Source organism: Corynebacterium callunae DSM 20147, assembly GCF_000344785.1.
Taxonomy (GTDB): Bacteria; Actinomycetota; Actinomycetes; order Mycobacteriales; family Mycobacteriaceae; genus Corynebacterium; species Corynebacterium callunae.
Window position 1 is genome coordinate 1,098,119 of the sequence record NC_020506.1, and the last position, 18,975, is coordinate 1,117,093.

Here is an 18,975-nt window from a genome sequence, read left to right on the forward strand (position 1 = left end):
TGTTCGGGGTTATCGTGGAACTCCATTCAAAAACTTTTGAGGAGGGTAACGATGGCCCCAAAACAAACGCCAAATCCAGATAAGAATCGCAATTTGGTTGGACCTGTGTTGCAGCGTCGCCAAAGTTCAGGAACCTTTGATCAGCGCTTGTTGGAAATGCGCGCCGATCACGATTGGAAGCACGCTGATCCATGGCGTGTATTGCGAATTCAATCCGAGTTTGTCGCTGGTTTTGATGCTTTGCATGAGATGCCAAAAGCTGTCACTGTGTTTGGTTCAGCTCGCATTAAAGAAGGCCACCCCTATTATGAGGCTGGCGTAAAGCTGGGCGAAAAACTCGTACAGGCCGATTATGCGGTAGTCACTGGTGGTGGCCCTGGCCTCATGGAAGCCCCTAATAAGGGCGCTTTTGAAGCCGATGGATTATCTGTTGGCTTGGGCATTGAATTACCTCACGAACAAGCACTAAACCCCTATGTGGATTTGGGCCTAAACTTCCGTTACTTCTTTGCTCGCAAGACCATGTTTTTGAAGTATTCCCAGGCCTTTGTGTGTTTGCCTGGCGGTTTTGGCACCCTCGATGAGCTTTTTGAGGTGCTCTGCATGGTGCAAACCGGCAAGGTTACCAATTTCCCTATTGTGCTAATCGGCACTGAATTCTGGGCAGGAATGGTGGAGTGGATCCGCACCCGGTTGGTTGAAGAGGGCATGATCGCGGAACAAGATATTGACCGCGTTCTTGTTACCGATGATGTGGAAGAGGCAGTGAAATTCATTGTTCATGCTCATGCAGGATTGGATGTAGCGCGCCGTCATAATTAGGCAGTGGCTACATTAGGTTCTATGAGTTCTTTGCCGGTCATCATGGCCATTGTTAATCGCACCCCTGATTCTTTTTATGACAAGGGTGCGACTTTTGCTGATTCTGCAGCGCTTGAACGAGTCTCAAAGGTGATCGCAGAAGGCGCTGGAATTATTGATATCGGCGGAGTTAAAGCAGGTCCAGGCGATTTTGTCGCTCCGGCTGAGGAAATCGATAGGGTAGTGCCCATCATTGCAGCAGTGCGGGAGAAATTCCCAGACATTGCTATTTCTGTTGATACCTGGCGCGCCGAGGTTGCTGATATCGCAATCCAAAATGGTGCAACCTTGGTTAATGACACCTGGGCTGGGCACGATCCACAATTACTTGAGGTCGCTGGCCAGCATCGAGTGGGATATGTGTGTTCGCATACCGGTGGAGCAATTCCACGCACCAGGCCTTATCGGGTGCATTTTGATGATGTGGTTGCTGATGTCATTAAGGAGACCACCGCATTGGCGGAAAGAGCAGTAAACGCGGGGGTTCCTGAGGATCAGATCTTTATTGATCCCACCCATGACTTTGGGAAAAACACTTTCCACGGATTGGAACTTTTAAGGCGCATTGATGAGATTGTGGCCACTGGCTGGCCCGTCCTTATGGCTTTGAGTAATAAGGATTTTATTGGCGAAACCCTCGATCGCAGCGTCGAAAAGCGGGTTCCAGGCACGCTGGCAGCCACCGCATGGGCTGCCGCGCACGGCGTCGCGGCTTTTCGGGTGCACGAGGTGGCTGACACCTTCGATGTTTTGCAGATGACCGCAGCAATTAAGGGCGAAGTCGCGCCACTGAACACCACAAGGGGCCTAGTATGAGCAGCATTAGCGTGGTAATTCCGGCTCTCAACGAAGGCCCCACCGTAGCCGCCGTGGTGCAAGCAGCGTTGGTCGATAACCCACTTGAGGTGCTGGTTATTGATGCGGACTCCACGGATAACACCGCTCAAGAAGCGCGCCGAGCCGGCGCCAGGGTGCTAAATTGGCGTGAAATTATGCCCCTGGAACCAATCCCTGGCAAAGGCGAATCCCTCTGGCGTGGCGTTTTTGCAGCGCGCGGCGAGGTCGTGGTTTTTGTGGACGCAGACCTTAGAAGTTTTCGCCCCGGCATGGTCAAGAAACTAGCTGCCCCCTTTGCCGACCCTAAGATTCACCTGGTCAAGGCTGATTATGAGCGCACCTTTGGGGACCGCCCAACCGGCGGAGGGCGCGTTACTGAACTCACTGCAAAACCGCTGCTACGCATCCTTTTCCCCGAGCTCAACCACATCCAACAACCACTCGGCGGCGAATACGCAATCCGGCGCAGCACCGCGCGTACTCTACCTTTTGTGGCAGGGTACGGGGTTGAAGTGGGGTTGCTTATCGACGTCGCCCGCCGCCACGGGGTTGCGGCCATAACGCAAGTTGACCTGGGCAGTCGCAGTCACAATCACCAACCGCTAGTGGCTTTAAGCAAGATGGCAGACGTGGTTGCTGCAACTATTTTGCAGCGCAGTGGTTCTAACATGACGATCACCCAGCGTGATCCACTAGACTGAGCAATCATGTTGACCTGGCTTCTCATGATTATCATTCTTGCGGCATTGATTGTGGTGCTTACCTGGATCTTTGCCAAATTCTTTGGGCGTGGCGAACAATCCCAACCCATGCCGGAAAATAATGATGTCATTGAGCACAATCGCCATGCTGTAGGTGCCGGCGAAATTGATGACATCATGTTTGAAACCGTGCTGCGCGGATATCGCCAAGACCAGGTTGATGATGTTATTGCCCACCTAAAATGGCAGGTTGATTCTTTGAATGCACAGCTTGCTGAAAAGGCAGCTACGCAGGACTTTTCCTAGGGTGCACGGGCAAAATTTACTAAAACCAGCTAAAATGGTCTTTTAGCCGCGTTGAATCGCGGGTTTTATCGTTGTGAGGAGCTGGAATCAATATGGCAGCAATGAAGCCTAGGACTGGTAGCGGACCAATGGAAGCCGTCCAAGAAAGCCGCAAGATTGTCATGCGGATCCCCTCCGATGGTGGTGGACGCCTCGTCGTGGAGCTAAACAAAGAAGAGGCTGCCGAGCTTGGCGCCCTGTTGTTGGAGGCATCCCAGTAACAGCCTGTGCAATTGCCATGGGTAGTATTTGTTAATCCACCCCGTCCCAAGGAGTAATGCACACGTGCTTTCCCACATCATCGATGTTCTAGCAGACCCCATTGACGGCACCGCTTTAGAAGGTGTCGACGATTTCACCAGGTTGGTGTCTGAATCTGGCCATTCATATGACGTTGCCCGCCAGGGTTATGTCACTTTGGCTGGAGGAGCGGGTCTTCGCTATTCCGGCGATGACGCCCAGATGATCGCTGATAGGGAGACCTTCCTCTCCGGCGGACATTTTGCGCCTTTCGTTGAATCCATCACCAATCACGTGCAAGCAGTTTTTGATGCTGCAGAGCTCGGTGATGATCAGCAACCGGTAGTTTGTGAAATTGGTGCAGGTACCGGTTACTACCTTGCCCATACTTTGGATTCAATTACTGATTCCCGCGGTATTGGCATTGACGTATCCGTACACGCGGCAAAGCACCTGGCTAAGGTTCATCCACGAGTTGGCGCCGTTATTGCTGACGCTTGGGCGCGTTTGCCCATTAAAGATGAATCCGTAGATGCCATCACCGTTATCTTCGCACCCCGCAATGCAGCTGAGTTCGCCCGCATTCTCAAGCCAAAGGGCCAAGTTATTGTGTTGACCGCAGAGATCGGCCACCTCTCTGAACTGCGTGAGCCACTGGGCATTATCGACGTAGAAGCTGGCAAAGTTGATCGCATGATCGAACAAGCCGCAGGCCATTTGCGTCCTGTTGGCGAAAGTGAATTAGTTGAGTTTGAAATGACTTTGGACCAGCAGTCCATTGCTTCTCAAATTGGCATGAGCCCTTCGGCTCGCCACATCAAGCCTGAGGCATTGGCAGAGCGTATCGCAGCCCTTCCTGAAAAGATGCAGGTCACTGCACGCGCCCGCATCACTTGCCTGGAGCGGATTAGCTAAATGCTCCACATATAAAAGAGGACAGCACCATGAGGTGCTGTCCTTTTGTGCTATTTAGCGCACTGGGCCTTCATCCGGTTCGTCGATGTCTTTGAAGTCATAAATATCTTCAATATCTAATTCAACTGATGAGAAATCATCTGGGAAATGATTTTCTTGGCGGATAATCTTGGCTTCTCCAGCAGTGCTGATATCAAACTTCTGGAAGGGGCCATTGTCAAAATAGACACGGCTGGCCATGGAAACATAACCACCATCAGCAAAAACCTCAACCGTGGAACCGTCCACAATAATAAACAGTGAATCGGTGTCATCGTCAGTTAGCGGAGCAATGGCCATCGGATCACCCGCATGGTTGGGGTTCATTGACCTATCAATGACCAACTGATTGTGGTGGTGGGCGATGGTGGCAGCAATTTCTCCTGCCTGATCCAACAAGGCAACCTCTACTGAACTACCTGCTGGGATTTCACAAAGCGCTGTCCAACCTGCAGCAGCCTCAGACTCGTGAATGGCATCCAACAATCCTTCTGGAGGGGTTTGGAAGAGAGTGCCGTCTTGCAATGTAACTACGCGTGGCACCGAGATAACATTTGCCCAGCCCTCTTTAATCCAGCTGAGATGCTCGGTGGGAGAGTCAAGACGGCCAACACCATTCATTAGACCAAAGATATGAGCGGCTTCATAACGATCGCCCTCACTGATGGTGTCCTCGGTGTAATTGGTATTACGGGGACGAGAGAAATCATGCCCGAAGTCAATGCGGGTAAAAGGAGTGGTTACCTCAAATACTGTGCCATTTAGCTGGCCCACCAAATAACCTGAGACATCAATGCCATCTTGTTCGATGGTGACAATGACAACGTCATAAATCTCATGGTCAACTTCGTCGCGAAGGCGAATCATTCGTGGCGCAACGAGCACCTGGTCCTTGGCCAATCCGGAGAGTCCACTAAAAGTGAGTTGGCCCTTGAGATTCCATTGCCGGCCATCTTCAGAATCCAGCACGATCACCTGGGGTGCATCAACTGGGCCACAGACTGCGAGCATAAGCCAGCCTTGGTGTCCTTCATCGCGGTTGCTGTGGTTTTCCCAGCCGGGAATCACACAGGGGGAGCGGAACTTCTGATAGCCGTCGATATCGCCGACAACTTCACCAATGCGCACAACCTCTGGATCAAGCTCGAGAACATCTTCATTGACGAGCTCGATCGTGGCACGAATGTCATTGATATGGGCAACTTGGATAGTTGAGGAGGAACCAACTACCGAGGTGAAATAGAGATCAACCCCATCTTCGCGAGCAACGACGGAACCTGCGCGTACCTGAGTTTCATCACCTTCAGGTGCCAATACGTCATCACAAATATCCCAAACAAATGGGGTGCGCTCCGCAAATTGGTGTGCCCACCGGGGCCCGAGCTCAGGTGAGGGACGGTATTGGTGGAAGACATGCCACGTATTGCCATCGAGCAGCACACCAGCTGGTGCAAAAAGCACACCTTCTTCTGCGGTGATGTGGAGTTCTGGTCGGTGATAATGGTCAGGGGTATTCGCCATGTGTGAGTATCCTCGCTTGTCACGTGGGTATATCTGCTTATTCAGGCTAGCGATTCTCCTGGAGGTGGGGGAGAAAGACCAGGTAGGAGGCTTATTAAGGGCAAAAGAAAGCCAGGGTGAGGTTATTTAAAACATTCACCCTGGCTTTAGAAGTTGGTTAATTACATTAGGGACTTGTAGACATCAATGGTTTGCTGCGCGATCGCAGACCAAGAGAATGCGTCGATAGCGCGGGTACGGCCAGCTTCGCCAAAGAGCGCTGCACGACGTCGATCGGCAACCATAGTGTTAACAGCCTCGGCGAGATCCCTTTCAAAGGTCTCGACATCATTTTCGTTATAGTGGACCAAAGAGCCGGTGGAACCATCAACCACAACCTCAGGAATACCACCCACATCGGAGGCAACGACAGCAGTGGAACATGCCATTGCTTCGAGGTTAACGATGCCCAGTGGCTCATAAATGGAAGGGCAGACAAAGGTATCGGCTGCGGTGAGGATTTCCTGGATCTTAAACCTGTCCAGCATTTCCTGCACCCAGTACACACCTTCGCGCTTGCTTTGCAGTTCTTCTACCAAAGCAGTGGTGCGGGCTTCAATTTCAGGAGTGTCAGGTGCGCCCGCGCATAGCACCAGCTGCACACCTTCATCAAAGTGCGCAGCTGCCTTAATAAGGTGCTCAACACCCTTTTGGCGGGTAATTCGACCAACAAAGGCGACGATGGGGCGAGTTGGGTCAACACCGAGTCGGCTTAGTACGGATTCTTCAGCATCGGCAAAGGTAGGGCGTGGCTGCCACAGTTCGGTATCGATGCCGTTGAGGACAACGCGTACCTTGTCTGGCTCAATACGGGGGTAGGCCTCGAGGATGGAATCCTTCATTTTGGAAGAAACTGCGATGACAGCATCGGCATATTCCATGGCATTTTTTTCAGACCAGGAGGAAACGTCATAACCACCACCAAGCTGCTCACGCTTCCAGGGACGATCTGGCTCCAAGGAGTGTGCGGTAGCGATATGCGGAATGCCGTGCAAGCGGGCGGAAAGGTGGCCACCTAGACCTGTGTACCAGGTGTGGGAGTGCACAACATCAACATTTGAGGTTGCCTCAGCCATCCGCAGTCCGGTGGACAGGGTTTTAATGGCTGGGTTGGCGTTTTCTAAGGCAGGGTCTACACCATGGACAAAGACTCCTGCTTCATCGCGGGGTGCACCCATGCAGTGGACATCTACCTCGGTAATTTCACGCATAAAGCGCGTGAGTTCGGTGACGTGGACTCCTGCGCCACCATAGACCTCTGGTGGATATTCTCTTGTCATCATTGCGACTCTCATGACGTTGAGATTAGTTATCTGATCCGTCGCCCGCAGGGATACTGCAATGGGGGCATAAAAACGGGGCTACGGAAAAATAGTTTTTCCGCTTTCAAGCGCCGACAGAAGTTTCCCTTTATGGTTGAGGGTGTGAAGGGTAGACCAAATGTATTAGCAATCGTCCTCGCTGGTGGCGAGGGTAAACGCCTATTTCCGCTGACAGAGGACCGTGCCAAGCCAGCAGTTCCCTTTGGTGGAAATTACAGACTGATCGACTTTGTCTTGTCGAATCTGGTTAACGCCGGTTTCCTCAAGATTGCGGTGTTGACGCAGTATAAGTCGCACTCTTTGGATAGGCATATTTCGGTTTCTTGGAATGTTTCGGGCCCAACGGGTCAGTACATTGCTTCGGTCCCAGCGCAGCAGCGCCTGGGCAAGCGGTGGTTTACTGGTTCCGCGGATGCAATTTTGCAGTCCCTTAACCTTATTTCCGATGAGAAGCCTGACTATGTCATCGTCTTTGGTGCTGACCACGTATACCGCATGGATCCGCGCCAGATGCTCGATGAGCACATTGCTTCCGGCAAGGCAGTTTCTGTAGCAGGCATCCGAGTGCCTCGTGCAGAAGCAACTGCTTTTGGCTGCATTCAGTCTGACGAAGATGGCAACATCACCGAGTTCTTGGAGAAGCCAGCTGATCCTCCAGGTACCCCGGATGACCCTGAGGTTACTTATGCGTCTATGGGTAACTATATTTTCACCACCGAAGCGCTCATCAAGGCTCTTAAAGATGATGAAAATGATGAGAATTCCGACCATGACATGGGCGGAGACATCATCCCTTACTTTGTGAAGCGTTCTGAAGCTCATGTGTATGACTTCTCTGCTAACAAGCTTCCCGGCGCTACCGAGCGTGACAAGGGTTATTGGCGCGACGTAGGTACCATCGATGCATTCTATGAGTGCCACATGGACCTTATTTCAGTGCACCCAATCTTCAACCTCTACAACTCTGATTGGCCGATCCACACCACCTCCGAGGGCAACCTGCCACCGGCGAAGTTTGTACAAGGCGGCATTGCGCAGTCTTCAATGGTTTCTTCGGGATCCATTATTTCTGCGGGTACTGTTCGTAACTCTGTGCTTTCCAACAACGTTATCGTGGAAGAGGGAGCCACCGTTGAAGGTGCTGTCTTGATGCCAGGTGTACGTATCGGTAAGGGTGCGGTTGTGCGTCATGCCATCTTGGATAAGAACGTTGTTGTGCGCGATGGCGAGCTTATTGGCGTTGATCATGAGCGCGATTCTCAGCGCTTTAAAGTCAGCGCCGGCGGCGTTGTCGTAGTTGGTAAAAACCAGGTTGTTTAAACCCAGATAAAAAATTAGGAGGCCTGCGGGCCTCCTATTTTTTTATTTCTTGGTGATAAGAGTTAATCCGGCACCCAGTGGTAAGCGGGTGATAAGTGCACCCTCAATGCTGCGTACATATTCATCTGCTTCGCGGGCAGCGACGGTGTCGCGGTCTTTACGGGTTTCATCGCTAACAGTTCCATCAAGTAGGGCGTCGGCCAGTACCAACGTGCCACCTGGTCGAAGTAGGGGCCAGGCTGCGTCGAAAAGCGCCTTAAGGTCCATGGGGGAAACCTGGGCAAAAACGAGCTGGTAGCTGTCATTGGCTAGGCGACTCATGACGTCAAGGGGGCGCGAAAGTAGGAAACGCACGCGGCTGGTGGAATATCCGGCTTCGCGGAAGAGGACTTTGGCTTGGCGCTGATGTTCGGATTCAGGGTCAATGCAGGTGAGTGTGGTTCCTTCACGCAGGCCACGGAGAATATAGAGGCCTACGAGGCCAGCAGCTGGGGTGATGGCGATAGCGCCCGTGGAACCTTCGCCATTGGTAGTGGCGGCGAGGGTGGAGAGGAGCTGGCCGGTCATCTCATCTGGGGTGGGGAGGTTGAACTCGGCGGCGTCTTCACGAGCGCGGGCGACGGCAGGGTCGGTCTCAGTAGTGGACTCGACATAGTTGCGAAGGAACTCGAAGGCATTACTCACGCAGCCTAGTTTAGGCCTAAACTAGGGCAAGACCAGGATTTTACACGCGGATTAGCCAAGAGAATTTGAACTAGGTTCATTATTGTCAGTGGATGCACAGGTTGTAATCTAGATTTCCCAAGTTCAGTAGGGCAAAATGGTCTTTATGAAAAAGAAGTCCCGCGATTATGCACCTGCTGAGATTGAGCCTGTCCCTACGGATACCGCTGAGGAATTAACAGGAACTGCAGCTTTTGATGCGGGGCAGGCAGAAATGCCTACCTGGGGAGAACTCGTCGCAGAGCATGCCGATAGCGTTTATCGTCTCGCTTTTAGGCTTTCGGGCAATCAGCACGATGCCGAAGACCTCACCCAAGAGACTTTTATGCGTGTATTTAGATCTTTGAAGAGCTACCAGCCCGGTACTTTTGAGGGCTGGTTGCACCGCATCACCACCAACCTCTTCCTTGATATGGTTCGACACCGTGGCAAAATCCGCATGGAGGCGCTGCCGGAGGACTATGAGCGCGTTCCCGGTAACGATATGACTCCGGAACAGGCTTATAACGTGGCTAATTTGGATCCAGCCCTGCAAAAGGCTTTGGATGAACTTAGCCCCGATTTCCGTGTAGCTGTAGTGCTTTGTGATGTTGTGGGCATGAGCTATGACGAAATCGCGGAGACTCTTGGTGTCAAAATGGGTACTGTGCGTTCTCGTATTCACCGAGGCAGGAGCCATCTGCGCGCTAGCCTTGAAGCTGCAGCTTTGACCAATGAAGAAGTATCCCTCCTGGTTCCAACTCATTAGTAGATCCGCATTTGTGGGGAACTAAGTTTGTTGTCTGGGCGTTGAAAAGATAAGTATCCTGGCGAGATAGGTGATATCTCACCAAAGATAAAGACTGCTCAACGCATTATTCACATGAGAAACAGGAGGTAATCGGAAAAGATGAATAACTCCGAGACCACCGGGAATCTCCAGGGCTCGCGGCTGAAGGCAAAAGCTTCGAAAAAGCTCCAGCCTTTTGCCCTTGATTCGGTAAAGGCTACGGCTAGCCGGGAAGTCAGGGAAGTCACGGGCAAGCTGCAAGAGAAAACCAAAAAGCTAAAACAGCCTAATAAAGAGTTTTCTTCCGTCGAGCATCTTTCTGCCGACGCAGCAGCAATGTTTGTGGATAATGAGCTATCACGAGGTGCTATGCACCGCGCACGGCGTCACATTATTCACTGCGCAGAGTGTCGTGAGGAAATCAATCGCCAACGTAAGACGGTTGAATATTTGCGTAATGAATGCCGTCGTCCGGAGGTTTCCGCACCGCTGGATTTGAAGGCAAAATTGGCCAGCTTGGCAAATGAATGTGCCCCGGGTCCGGGAGCAGAGAATTTGGCAATGCAGCGTCCAGAATCTTTTGTAGCTAAAGTTGAGTCCGTGGTTCGTGCGGTTCGTCGCACTCAGGGCCGCTAGATTTTTATCCTTGAGTGAAAGACAGGTCTGATGTTTTCAAGCGTGGGCTGGGGAGAAATTTTCCTGCTTGTAGTCGTGGGCCTGGTTGTAATTGGCCCTGAGCGGCTACCCCGAGTAATCCAAGATGTGCGTGCTGCTATTTTTGCTGCTCGTACCGCAATCGACAATGCGAAGAAAACTTTGGATGATGATTTCGGTTCAGAATTTGATGATATTCGTAAACCACTTACCCAGGTCGCGCAATACACGCGTATGAGCCCAAAAACAGCAATTACCAAAGCGCTTTTCGACGGGGACAATACGCTTGTAGATTCCTTTGATCCGAAAAAGATCATGGCAGCTGATACTGAAGGTGCTGCTCAAAGAAATAATGAGACACCTAACAACAATGCCACTGTGGTGCAGCGTCCTGATTCACAGCAATCGCAGCCAGTACAGCAAAGCACACAGCAGCAAAAGCAAGGCCCAAAATATTCCGGTGGCGTTTCCTGGACCGATATTCTTTAGAAGAGTTATACAAAGCAAATTTCCCTCCGCACTATTGTGGAGGGAAATTTTTTAATGCTTTTTACTTAACGCCCAATCCAAGGGTTTTGCCCACAATGGAAACCTTGCGCTTAGCCAGGTGATCGGCAATCCCATTGATTGCGATAGCAGTGGGGGAGGTTGGCTCGGAAATCGCAATTGGATTTCCCACATCGCCACCGATGCGCAGATGTGGATCCAAAGGCACAGAGCCAATAACCTTGACATCTTCGCCGGTAATGGCAGTGAGGCGATCAGCCACTTTCTGTCCGCCGCCAGAGCCAAAGACATCCATGGTGGAACCATCAGGCATCACCATGGCGGACATGTTCTCAATAACACCAGCAACCTTTTGGTTAGTCTGCACTGAGATGGTGCCAGCACGTTCTGCAACCTCAGCAGCAGCTGCCTGCGGGGTGGTCACAATGAGCAGTTCTGCATTAGGAATCAGCTGTGCCACGGTGATGGCAATATCGCCGGTTCCTGGTGGCAGGTCGAGCAGCAAGATGTCGAGGTCGCCCCAGAACACATCGGTGAGGAATTGCTGGATCGCACGGTGCAGCATTGGGCCACGCCACACCACGGGAGCATTGCCCTCAGTAAAGTGCGCAATGGAGATCATTTTTACGCCATGAGCCTGTGGCGGCATGATCATGTCATCAACCTGGTGTGGACGCTGATCAGAACCCAGCATGCCAGGCACAGAGTGGCCGTAGATATCGGCATCAAGAATGCCTACGGAGAGGCCCTTCTTTGCCAAAGCAGCTGCCAAGTTTACCGTCATAGAGGATTTACCAACGCCACCTTTGCCGGAAGCTACTGCAAATACGCGGGTGGTAGAACCTGGTTGCGCAAATGGAATAACGGGTTCGGAGGTCTCACCGCGGAGTGATACACGCAGTTCACGCCGTTGTTCATCGCTCATGACATCGGTGCTTACCTGCACCTTGCCAACACCGGGCATGTCTTTTAAGGCTGCTTCGGTATTGGTGACGATGGTGGTTTTCATCGGGCAAGCCGCAATGGTCAGGTAGACCTCCACCTGAACATCAGAACCGTCAATGGCCACAGATTTGACCATGCCCAGCTCTGTGATGGGCTTACCGATCTCTGGATCCTCTACGCGGGATAGCGCGCTGCGGACAGCGGATTCGGTTACTTGAGACATCACCTATTGATAGTAGTACTCGGGTTGGTTAGTCCCTAAAATTATCGGCTACATCACCCTGGGTGGGGTCGGAAAGATCATTGGGACCCGAGCCAAGAGTTTCATGCTGAGCTGCAATACGAGCTGCCGCCTCATCGTCCAATTTGGCTTCTATACGTTCCAAGAGGCTGCGTAGATCATCCAGCTCGTGGCGCAGATAATCGCGGGTAACTGTTTCGCCCAGGGCCAAACGGACACCAGCGAGCTCACGGGTGAGAAATTCAGTATCAGCTTTGGTTTCTTCAGCACGGCGTCGATCAGCCAAAATGGTTTGCTTATCGCGGTCTTCTTGGCGGTTTTGGGCCAGCAAGATCAGCGGAGCAGCATAGGCAGCCTGTGTGGAAAAGGCCAGGTTAAGCAGGATAAAGGGGTAGTGATCCCAACTCCACGCCCAGCCACCGATGTTGAGCAAGATCCACGCGATCACAAAAAGCGTTTGCCAAAAAAGGTATTGGCCGGTGCCAAAAAAGCGGGCGATATTTTCGGCATAGGCGCCAATGGCATCGTCATCAAATTTAAGCTTATTACGGCCAGCGATGCGGGGTGTATCAAGTTCGGAACGGTAGTAATCAGCCATTGGTGGGCTCCTCTCCCGGGCGCAGACCAGCGTCACGCCAGTCCTCGGGAAGCATATGGTCTAGCAGGTCATCGACGGCAACGGCGCCCAAAAGGTGCCCGTTTTCATCCAATACAGGTCCGCAGACAAGGTTATAGGTAGCAAAAAACCTCGCCGCGGTTTCCTGGGTGTCATCGGCATAAAGCGGTGGCAGATCTGGATCCAAAATGCCACCGATGAGGCTGGAAGGAGGCTCACGCAATAATTTTTGCAGGTGCACACAGCCGAGATATTTGCCGGTGGGCGTGGCTGTGGGAGGGCGCACCACAAAGATCAGCGAGGCTAAAGAGGTAGGAAGATCTGGGTTTCGAGCCATCGCCAATGCCTCAGCGACGGTGGTTGCGGGATCCATAATCAGTGGCTCAGGCGTCATCAACGCACCAACTGTGTCGGGGGAGAAGTGCATCAAACGACGCACCGGTGCAGATTCCTCAGGATCCATCAAATCCAAAAGCACATCGGCCTTGTCATGGGGCAATTCCCCCAGCAAGTCGGCGGCGTCATCGGGATCCATCTCCTCCAAAATGTCCGCGGCACGTTCAATATCAAGCTGTTCAATCAACTCAGCCTGGCGATCCTCAGATAGTTCCTGCAGGATATCCGCCAGTTTTTCGTCGTCAAGCTCCTCGGTGACCTCCGTGCGCTGCGCGGTGGGCAGGTGATAAAGCTGCTTTGCGACGTCCGCAGGCCTCATATCCTCAAACCCTGCGATGAGTTCAGCGGTGTCATTGGACTCACCGACACCACCTGCGGTGATGCCGTGGACGTGGTACCACGGCACCGTGTGCAGCACGGGTCGACGCCCAAATTTAGGGCGCTCACCGAAGACGGCGACGCGGGTAATAATCCAATCGCGGGTACGGGAGAGCTCCAATTCCACATCGGCGATTTCCACGGCACGTCCATGAAGTTTTTCAAATTCTGGATCATCGGTGTGCACTTTGGCGCCGATAATATCGCCAATAATTTGTAGCTCACCAGTGCGCGGGCGGAAAGCACGCAGGGACACCGAACCTGTGATGAGGGTGACGTCCTTGGGCTCGATGGAGGCAATACGCAGCATAGGCACAAAGATTCGGCGTTTATTGTTGATCATCTCAACTACGAGCCCCAAGGCGCGGGAATCTTGGCCGTGGGGGCGAATAATCACCACGACATCGCGTACGCGACCAATTGCATCGGTATCTGGTCCGCGTACCACCATCCCGGCGAGGCGGCCTGCGTATAATCGGGTAATTCCACTCATGTGTTCCCATCTTAGGGGAACGTTTTGGCTGGTGTGTGCGTTGTCTACTTAGAGTCAAAAAACTTTAGAAGGAGACAATACAAAATGGCTGCAGATACCCCGGACAATAAGGTACTCAACTTTCAAAAAACCCGACCAGAGGGCTGGCCCGTGGGAAGCTTCCAAACTTATGTTGAAGCTCAGGAAGCGGTTGATTATCTAAGCGATAATAATTTCCCGGTTGGTGAACTCACCATTGTTGGTGTGGACCTGATGGAAGTTGAACGTGTCACCGGGCGTCTTAGCTGGGGCAGAGTGCTTGCAGGCGGCGCTGCCTCTGGTGCCTGGTTGGGTGTTTTCTTTGGTACCGTGCTGGCGTTGATGTCTGGAGATTGGGTATCTTCCATCGCAATTGGCCTGTTCATGGGCATTATTTTTGGCACTGTGGGCGTTGCAGTTCCTTATGCTGCAACCCGTGGCAAGCGTGATTTTACTTCCTCCACCCAAATTGTGGCAGGCCGTTATGATGTCATTTGTTCACCACAGCGTGCAACAGAAGCTCGCGACATGATTGCACGTAAGTCCGCACAATTTGGGGCTTAAGTTAAGCTGTCAGCTATGGAAAACCTGGGGAAGAAGGCTCTAACAACTGCACTTGTGCTGAGTTTGGGGGCGGCATTAAGTGCTTGCACTCTGGAAGCTCGGGAGCCTCAACCTCCAGTGCCACTAGGTGAGGTTAACTACCTGCAGATTCTTGTTCCTAAGGATGATCCAGAAGGCCTAGTGCTGGGCAATCTTTATGAAACCGCGCTAGATGATCGCGGGCGCGCCACGTCCATTCAAATTACTGATGGCGGCCTAGACGCGCAGCTTAATGATCTGCGTGCTGGGTCTACAGATCTGGTGATTGGATGCTCCGGAAATATTTTGGAGTTTTATAATCCAGATTTAGCGGCGCAACTGAAGTACGAATATGCCCAGCAGAGCAGTGTGGATAAAAACTCTGGGGAATGGCGTGAGAAGGTTTATGACGCTCTCCAAGGAAGTTTGCCCACCTCGCTGGCAGCCACGGACCCATCCAATGCCGTGGGCTGTGCTGAGTCAACCGAATTGCCACAAAATATTGTGCCGATTTATCGCAAACCTAATTTACCCCGGCAAGATCGAGACGTGCTCAATATTGTTAGCGGAGCAATTAGTACTGAAGAACTCCAGACTTTAGTTAAAGATTCCAGCAATGATCTTTCGATGTCTGAAACGGCTTTGGAATTTTTAAGGTCTAAAGGATTTTAAAACGTAGACATAAAAGTGCCCGGTCGCTCCCTTTAGGGGAGTGACCGGGCACTTTGTGCTAGCTAGAGCTTAGCTGACTAGATGCGGAAGGCATCGTCGATAAGCTTCTTCTCTTCTAGCTGGTGAACCTTGGCGATACCGGTTGCAGTAGAAGACTGTGCGCGGCGGGATACGCGACGCATAGGCAGCAGATCTGGAATCAGGGAACGCAGGTGTTCGTTGTAGAAAGGCCATGGACCCTGGTTTGCTGGCTCGTCCTGAACAAAGAGGATTTCCTCAGCGTTAGGGTAGCCGGCGAATGCCTTGGAAAGGCGGTTGAAAGGAATTGGGTGCAGCATTTCGATGCGTACGATCGCAACATCGTCACGGCCGTCCTGTTCCTTACGCTTTGCCAACTCCCAGTAGAGCTTGCCGGAAACCAGCATGATCTTCTTGACCTTGGAAGCATCTGCCACGTTTGGATCGTCGATGACTGACTGGAACTTGGTGGTCTCAGTGAAGTCTTCTGGAGCAGAAGAAGCAGCCTTGTTACGCAGCATGGACTTAGGAGTGAAGATAACCAAAGGACGCTTCAGCTCGGAAAGTGCATGGCGACGCAGCAGGTGGAAGTGGTTAGCAGGGGTGGAAGGCTGAGCCACAGTCATGGAACCTTCAGCACAAAGCTGGAGGAAACGCTCGATACGAGCAGAGGAGTGGTCAGGGCCCTGGCCCTCGTAGCCGTGTGGCAGGAGCAGGATCAGCTTGGAGGTCTGTCCCCACTTTGCCTCACCGGAGGAGATGTACTCATCGATGATGGTCTGTGCGCCGTTCGCGAAGTCACCGAACTGGGCTTCCCAAGCAACAACTGCATCTTCGTTTCCGACTGAGTAGCCGTACTCGAAGCCCACGCCTGCGTACTCGGTCAACGCGGAGTTGTAGACCAGGAACTTGCCCTCGCCCTTTGCCTGAGCCAATTCGTGCAGTGGGTTGAATTCCTCTGCAGTGTTGGGATCAATGGCAACTGCGTGGCGTTGGGTGAAGGTACCACGGCGGGAATCCTCACCTGCAAGACGAACAAGCTTGCCGGAGTTAGCCAGGGAGCCGAAGGCGAGCAGCTCGCCCCATGCCCAGTCGATGCCACCTTCGGTAACAGACTTGGTGCGCTTCTTAGCAACTGGAGCAACACGGGGGTGGTAGGAGAAGCCCTCTGGGGTGTTGGCAAATGCCTGGCCAAGTTCCAGCAGCTCCTCGCGGGAGATGTTGGTGTTCAGACCGTGTGGCAGCTCCTGGGAGCTGGTGATGCCAGACTGTTCCTGCGGCTGCTTCTTGCCTGCGTCCTTAACCTCGTTGAATACAGATTCCATCTGGTCGTGGAAGTCACGAATAACTGCTTCTGCATCCTCAGGGGAAAGATCGCCACGGCCGAGCAGATCCTCGGTGTACTGAGCGCGGACTGTCTCGCGACCGGTGATCAGCTCGTACATCTTAGGCTGGGTCATGGAAGGATCATCAGCTTCGTTGTGGCCACGTAGACGGTAGCAGACGAGGTCGATGAAGACGTCCTTGCCGAAGCGACGGCGGTATTCGGTAGCCAGCTGGCCAACCCAAACAACTGCTTCTGGGTCGTCGCCATTGACATGGAACACTGGGCAGCCGAAAGCCTTGGCATAGTCGGTTGCGTAGTACATGGAACGGCTGGAATCCGGGGTGGTGGTGAATCCGATCTGGTTGTTTACCACGATGTGGATGGTGCCACCGACGTCGTAGCCACGCAGCTTAGCCAGGTTGATGGTTTCTGGAACGATGCCCAGACCAGCAAATGCAGCATCGCCGTGGAGCAGCAGTGGAACAACGGTCTTGCCCTCAACACCCTTGTCTAGGTAGTCCTGCTTTGCGCGGACGATACCTTCCACGACTGGGTTAACAGCCTCGAGGTGAGATGGGTTAGCGGTGAGGGAGACCTTGATCTCGCCATCGCCGAACATCTGCAGGTGCTGACCCTCGGAACCGAGGTGGTACTTCACGTCGCCGGAGCCACCGATCTGGCCCTGCTCCATCTGGCCTTCAAACTCGTTGAAGATGGAAGCCAGTGGCTTGCCAACGATGTTGAAGAGGACGTTGAGGCGACCGCGGTGTGGCATACCGATAACAACTTCGTCGAGGCCCTGGCCTGCGGCGGTGTCGATGGCGGAGTCCATCAGTGGGATCAGGGATTCTGCACCCTCAAGGGAGAAGCGCTTCTGGCCGACGTACTTGGTCTGCAGGAAGTTCTCAAATGCCTCAGCAGCGTTGAGCTTCTGCAGGATGTACTTCTGCTCAGCCTGGGTTGGCTTTGGCATACCTGCTTCGAGGCGGTCCTGCAGCCAGGTGCGCTCGTCACGGTCGAGAATGTGGGAGTACTCGGAGCCAACCTTGAGGGTGTAAGCAGCACGCAGGCGAGAGAGCACCTCGCGCAGGGTCATGGTCTCTTTGCCACCAAAACCGCCGACGCTGAAGGTACGGTCCAGATCCCAGATGGTCAGGCTGTGAGTCTCAATGTCCAGGTCGCGGTGATCTGGAACTGGCATACCTGGCTGTACCCAAGGAAGTGGGTTGGTATCAGCGATCAGATGTCCACGGGAACGGTAAGCCTCGATGAGCTGCATAACGCGGGTGTTCTTATCAACACCGGTGTTTGGCAGGTCCTGTGCCCAACGCATTGGGGTATAAGGCACATTCATTGCCTCGAAGATCTCATCCCAGAACTTGTCGTCGGTAAGCAGCTGAGACATGGTGCGCAGGAACTCGCCGGAAACTGCACCCTGGATGACGCGGTGGTCATAGGTGGAGGTGATGGTGACAAGCTTGCCAACGCCGAGCTCGGCGAGACGATCCTCGGATGCGCCCTGGAATTCTGCAGGGTAGTCCATGGAGCCAACACCGATGATGGTGCCCTGGCCCTTGGTCAAACGAGGAACGGAGTGGCGGGTGCCGATGCCACCTGGGTTGGTCAGGGAAACGGTTACACCCTGGTAATCGTTCATGGTCAGCTTGCCCTGGCGGGAACGGGAAACGATGTCCTCATAAGCTGCGAGGAACTCGGAGAAGTTCATCTTCTCGGTTTCCTTGATGGCAGCAACTACCAGCGCACGGGAGCCATCCTTCTGAGGAAGGTCGATGGCTAGGCCGAGGTTAATGTGCTCAGGCACAACCAAGGTGGGCTTGCCGTCGATGACATCATAAGAGTTGTTCATGTCCGGGTGAGCCATAACAGCCTTCACCATGGCGTAGCCGATGATGTGGGTGAAGGAGATCTTGCCACCGCGGGTGCGCTTGAGCTGGTCATTGACCATTGCGCGGTTTTCGAACATAAGGCGTGCAGGCATATCGCGCACGGAAGTTGCGGTTGGAATCTCAAGGGAGATGTCCATGTTCTTAGCGATGGACTTAAAAATGCCCTTGATAGGGAATTGGCCAGCCTCAGGTAGAGATTGTTGCTTGGACAAAGGAGACTCCTTGGCCTTTGGTGCGGCCTTCGGTTGGGCCTGCTTGGTGGCTTGAGATGGTGCTGCCTTAGCGGCAGGCTTTTCTGCGGGCTTCTGAGTGGTCTTCGCAGCAGACTTGTCAGCTGGTTGTGCAGATTCAGCTGGTGCTGAATTCTGTGCTTCCGCTGCAACGGGGGTAGCGTTCGGGGCCCCCTGAGCCTCGAATAGATCTCTCCATTCCTTGTCCACGGACTGTGGGTCCTTCTGGAACTGCTGGAACATCTCGTCCACCAGCCACGCATTCTGGCCGAAAGTACTAGCGCTGCTCACGGCAGGTACTCGCCTCTTTTCCTTGCTTCTTGAGGGTTTTATTGAGCTTGTTTTTATCTACTGTAACG

At 53.0% G+C, this 18,975-nt stretch carries 19 protein-coding genes; 12 read left to right on the forward strand and 7 right to left on the reverse strand.

The window, feature by feature from the left end; all coding sequences use genetic code 11:
• Positions 1-51 precede the first annotated feature (51 nt).
• The 6 genes from H924_RS05265 to H924_RS05285 all read left to right on the forward strand — a co-directional run bounded on the left by H924_RS05265 (position 52) and on the right by H924_RS05285 (position 3,899).
• Positions 52-822, forward strand: a complete 771-nt coding sequence (locus H924_RS05265) for an LOG family protein (RefSeq protein WP_015650925.1) — start codon at positions 52-54, stop codon at positions 820-822.
• Between the two features lie 21 nt (positions 823-843).
• Entirely contained in the window at positions 844-1,677 is an 834-nt protein-coding gene (gene folP / locus H924_RS05270; RefSeq protein ID WP_015650926.1) for a dihydropteroate synthase, read from the forward strand.
• Positions 1,674-2,399 (forward strand): glucosyl-3-phosphoglycerate synthase, encoded by a 726-nt coding sequence (locus tag H924_RS05275; RefSeq protein ID WP_015650927.1) that lies wholly within the window; start codon positions 1,674-1,676, stop codon positions 2,397-2,399. The genes folP and H924_RS05275 overlap by 4 nt, the downstream gene beginning before the upstream one ends.
• Before the next feature lie 6 nt (positions 2,400-2,405).
• On the forward strand, positions 2,406-2,705 hold the full coding sequence (locus H924_RS05280) for a hypothetical protein (RefSeq protein WP_015650928.1): 300 nt from the start codon (positions 2,406-2,408) through the stop codon (positions 2,703-2,705).
• 92 nt (positions 2,706-2,797) lie between these two features.
• Positions 2,798-2,965, forward strand: a complete 168-nt coding sequence (locus H924_RS13905) for a DUF3117 domain-containing protein (protein WP_015650929.1) — start codon at positions 2,798-2,800, stop codon at positions 2,963-2,965.
• A 64-nt stretch (positions 2,966-3,029) separates the two neighbouring features.
• A complete protein-coding gene (locus tag H924_RS05285; protein WP_015650930.1) occupies positions 3,030-3,899 on the forward strand; it encodes a methyltransferase domain-containing protein in 870 nt (289 codons plus the stop codon).
• Positions 3,900-3,953: 54 nt separating this feature from the next.
• On the opposite strand, the gene H924_RS05290 is transcribed toward H924_RS05285, so the two are convergent.
• Together H924_RS05290 and glgA are read right to left on the reverse strand one after the other, a co-directional pair.
• Positions 3,954-5,459 carry a GH32 C-terminal domain-containing protein gene (locus H924_RS05290; RefSeq protein WP_015650931.1) on the reverse strand — a complete coding sequence of 502 codons (1,506 nt, stop codon included), beginning with the start codon at positions 5,457-5,459 and terminating at the stop codon, positions 3,954-3,956.
• Positions 5,460-5,620: 161 nt separating this feature from the next.
• The gene (glgA, locus tag H924_RS05295; protein WP_015650932.1) at positions 5,621-6,793 is read right to left on the reverse strand and encodes a glycogen synthase; all 1,173 of its coding nucleotides are present in this window, start codon (positions 6,791-6,793) and stop codon (positions 5,621-5,623) included.
• A 117-nt stretch (positions 6,794-6,910) separates the two neighbouring features.
• On the opposite strand from glgA, the gene glgC reads away from it, so the two are divergent.
• Positions 6,911-8,140 carry a glucose-1-phosphate adenylyltransferase gene (gene glgC / locus H924_RS05300; protein WP_015650933.1) on the forward strand — a complete coding sequence of 410 codons (1,230 nt, stop codon included), beginning with the start codon at positions 6,911-6,913 and terminating at the stop codon, positions 8,138-8,140.
• A gap of 42 nt (positions 8,141-8,182) precedes the next feature.
• On the opposite strand, the gene H924_RS05305 is transcribed toward glgC, so the two are convergent.
• Complete coding sequence (locus H924_RS05305) at positions 8,183-8,824, reverse strand: O-methyltransferase (protein WP_015650934.1); 642 nt, start codon at positions 8,822-8,824, stop codon at positions 8,183-8,185.
• Positions 8,825-8,969: 145 nt separating this feature from the next.
• Here H924_RS05305 and sigE point away from each other — a divergent pair, with 145 nt between their 5' ends.
• The 3 genes from sigE to tatB all read left to right on the forward strand — a co-directional run bounded on the left by sigE (position 8,970) and on the right by tatB (position 10,775).
• Positions 8,970-9,611: an RNA polymerase sigma factor SigE gene (gene sigE / locus H924_RS05310; protein ID WP_029703154.1), complete on the forward strand. Its 642-nt coding sequence runs from the start codon at positions 8,970-8,972 to the stop codon at positions 9,609-9,611.
• Between the two features lie 141 nt (positions 9,612-9,752).
• A complete protein-coding gene (locus tag H924_RS05315; protein WP_015650936.1) occupies positions 9,753-10,268 on the forward strand; it encodes an anti-sigma factor family protein in 516 nt (171 codons plus the stop codon).
• Positions 10,269-10,298: 30 nt separating this feature from the next.
• Positions 10,299-10,775: a Sec-independent protein translocase subunit TatB gene (gene tatB / locus H924_RS05320; RefSeq protein WP_015650937.1), complete on the forward strand. Its 477-nt coding sequence runs from the start codon at positions 10,299-10,301 to the stop codon at positions 10,773-10,775.
• A 61-nt stretch (positions 10,776-10,836) separates the two neighbouring features.
• Here the strand turns inward: tatB and H924_RS05325 are convergent, their stop codons facing one another.
• From H924_RS05325 to H924_RS05335, 3 genes are read right to left on the reverse strand one after another with little or no spacing between them, the layout of a single operon-like run.
• The gene (locus H924_RS05325; RefSeq protein ID WP_015650938.1) at positions 10,837-11,961 is read right to left on the reverse strand and encodes an Mrp/NBP35 family ATP-binding protein; all 1,125 of its coding nucleotides are present in this window, start codon (positions 11,959-11,961) and stop codon (positions 10,837-10,839) included.
• Between the two features lie 28 nt (positions 11,962-11,989).
• On the reverse strand, positions 11,990-12,577 hold the full coding sequence (locus H924_RS05330; protein WP_015650939.1) for a DUF1003 domain-containing protein: 588 nt from the start codon (positions 12,575-12,577) through the stop codon (positions 11,990-11,992).
• A complete protein-coding gene (locus H924_RS05335) occupies positions 12,570-13,862 on the reverse strand; it encodes a magnesium transporter MgtE N-terminal domain-containing protein (protein WP_015650940.1) in 1,293 nt (430 codons plus the stop codon). The genes H924_RS05330 and H924_RS05335 overlap by 8 nt, the downstream gene beginning before the upstream one ends.
• 84 nt (positions 13,863-13,946) lie before the next feature.
• Here H924_RS05335 and H924_RS05340 point away from each other — a divergent pair, with 84 nt between their 5' ends.
• Together H924_RS05340 and H924_RS05345 are read left to right on the forward strand one after the other, a co-directional pair.
• Complete coding sequence (locus tag H924_RS05340; RefSeq protein ID WP_015650941.1) at positions 13,947-14,444, forward strand: general stress protein; 498 nt, start codon at positions 13,947-13,949, stop codon at positions 14,442-14,444.
• Positions 14,445-14,459: 15 nt separating this feature from the next.
• On the forward strand, positions 14,460-15,134 hold the full coding sequence (locus tag H924_RS05345) for a type 2 periplasmic-binding domain-containing protein (protein WP_015650942.1): 675 nt from the start codon (positions 14,460-14,462) through the stop codon (positions 15,132-15,134).
• 77 nt (positions 15,135-15,211) lie between these two features.
• Here the strand turns inward: H924_RS05345 and H924_RS05350 are convergent, their stop codons facing one another.
• The gene (locus H924_RS05350) at positions 15,212-18,907 is read right to left on the reverse strand and encodes a multifunctional oxoglutarate decarboxylase/oxoglutarate dehydrogenase thiamine pyrophosphate-binding subunit/dihydrolipoyllysine-residue succinyltransferase subunit (protein ID WP_015650943.1); all 3,696 of its coding nucleotides are present in this window, start codon (positions 18,905-18,907) and stop codon (positions 15,212-15,214) included.
• Positions 18,908-18,975 lie beyond the last annotated feature (68 nt).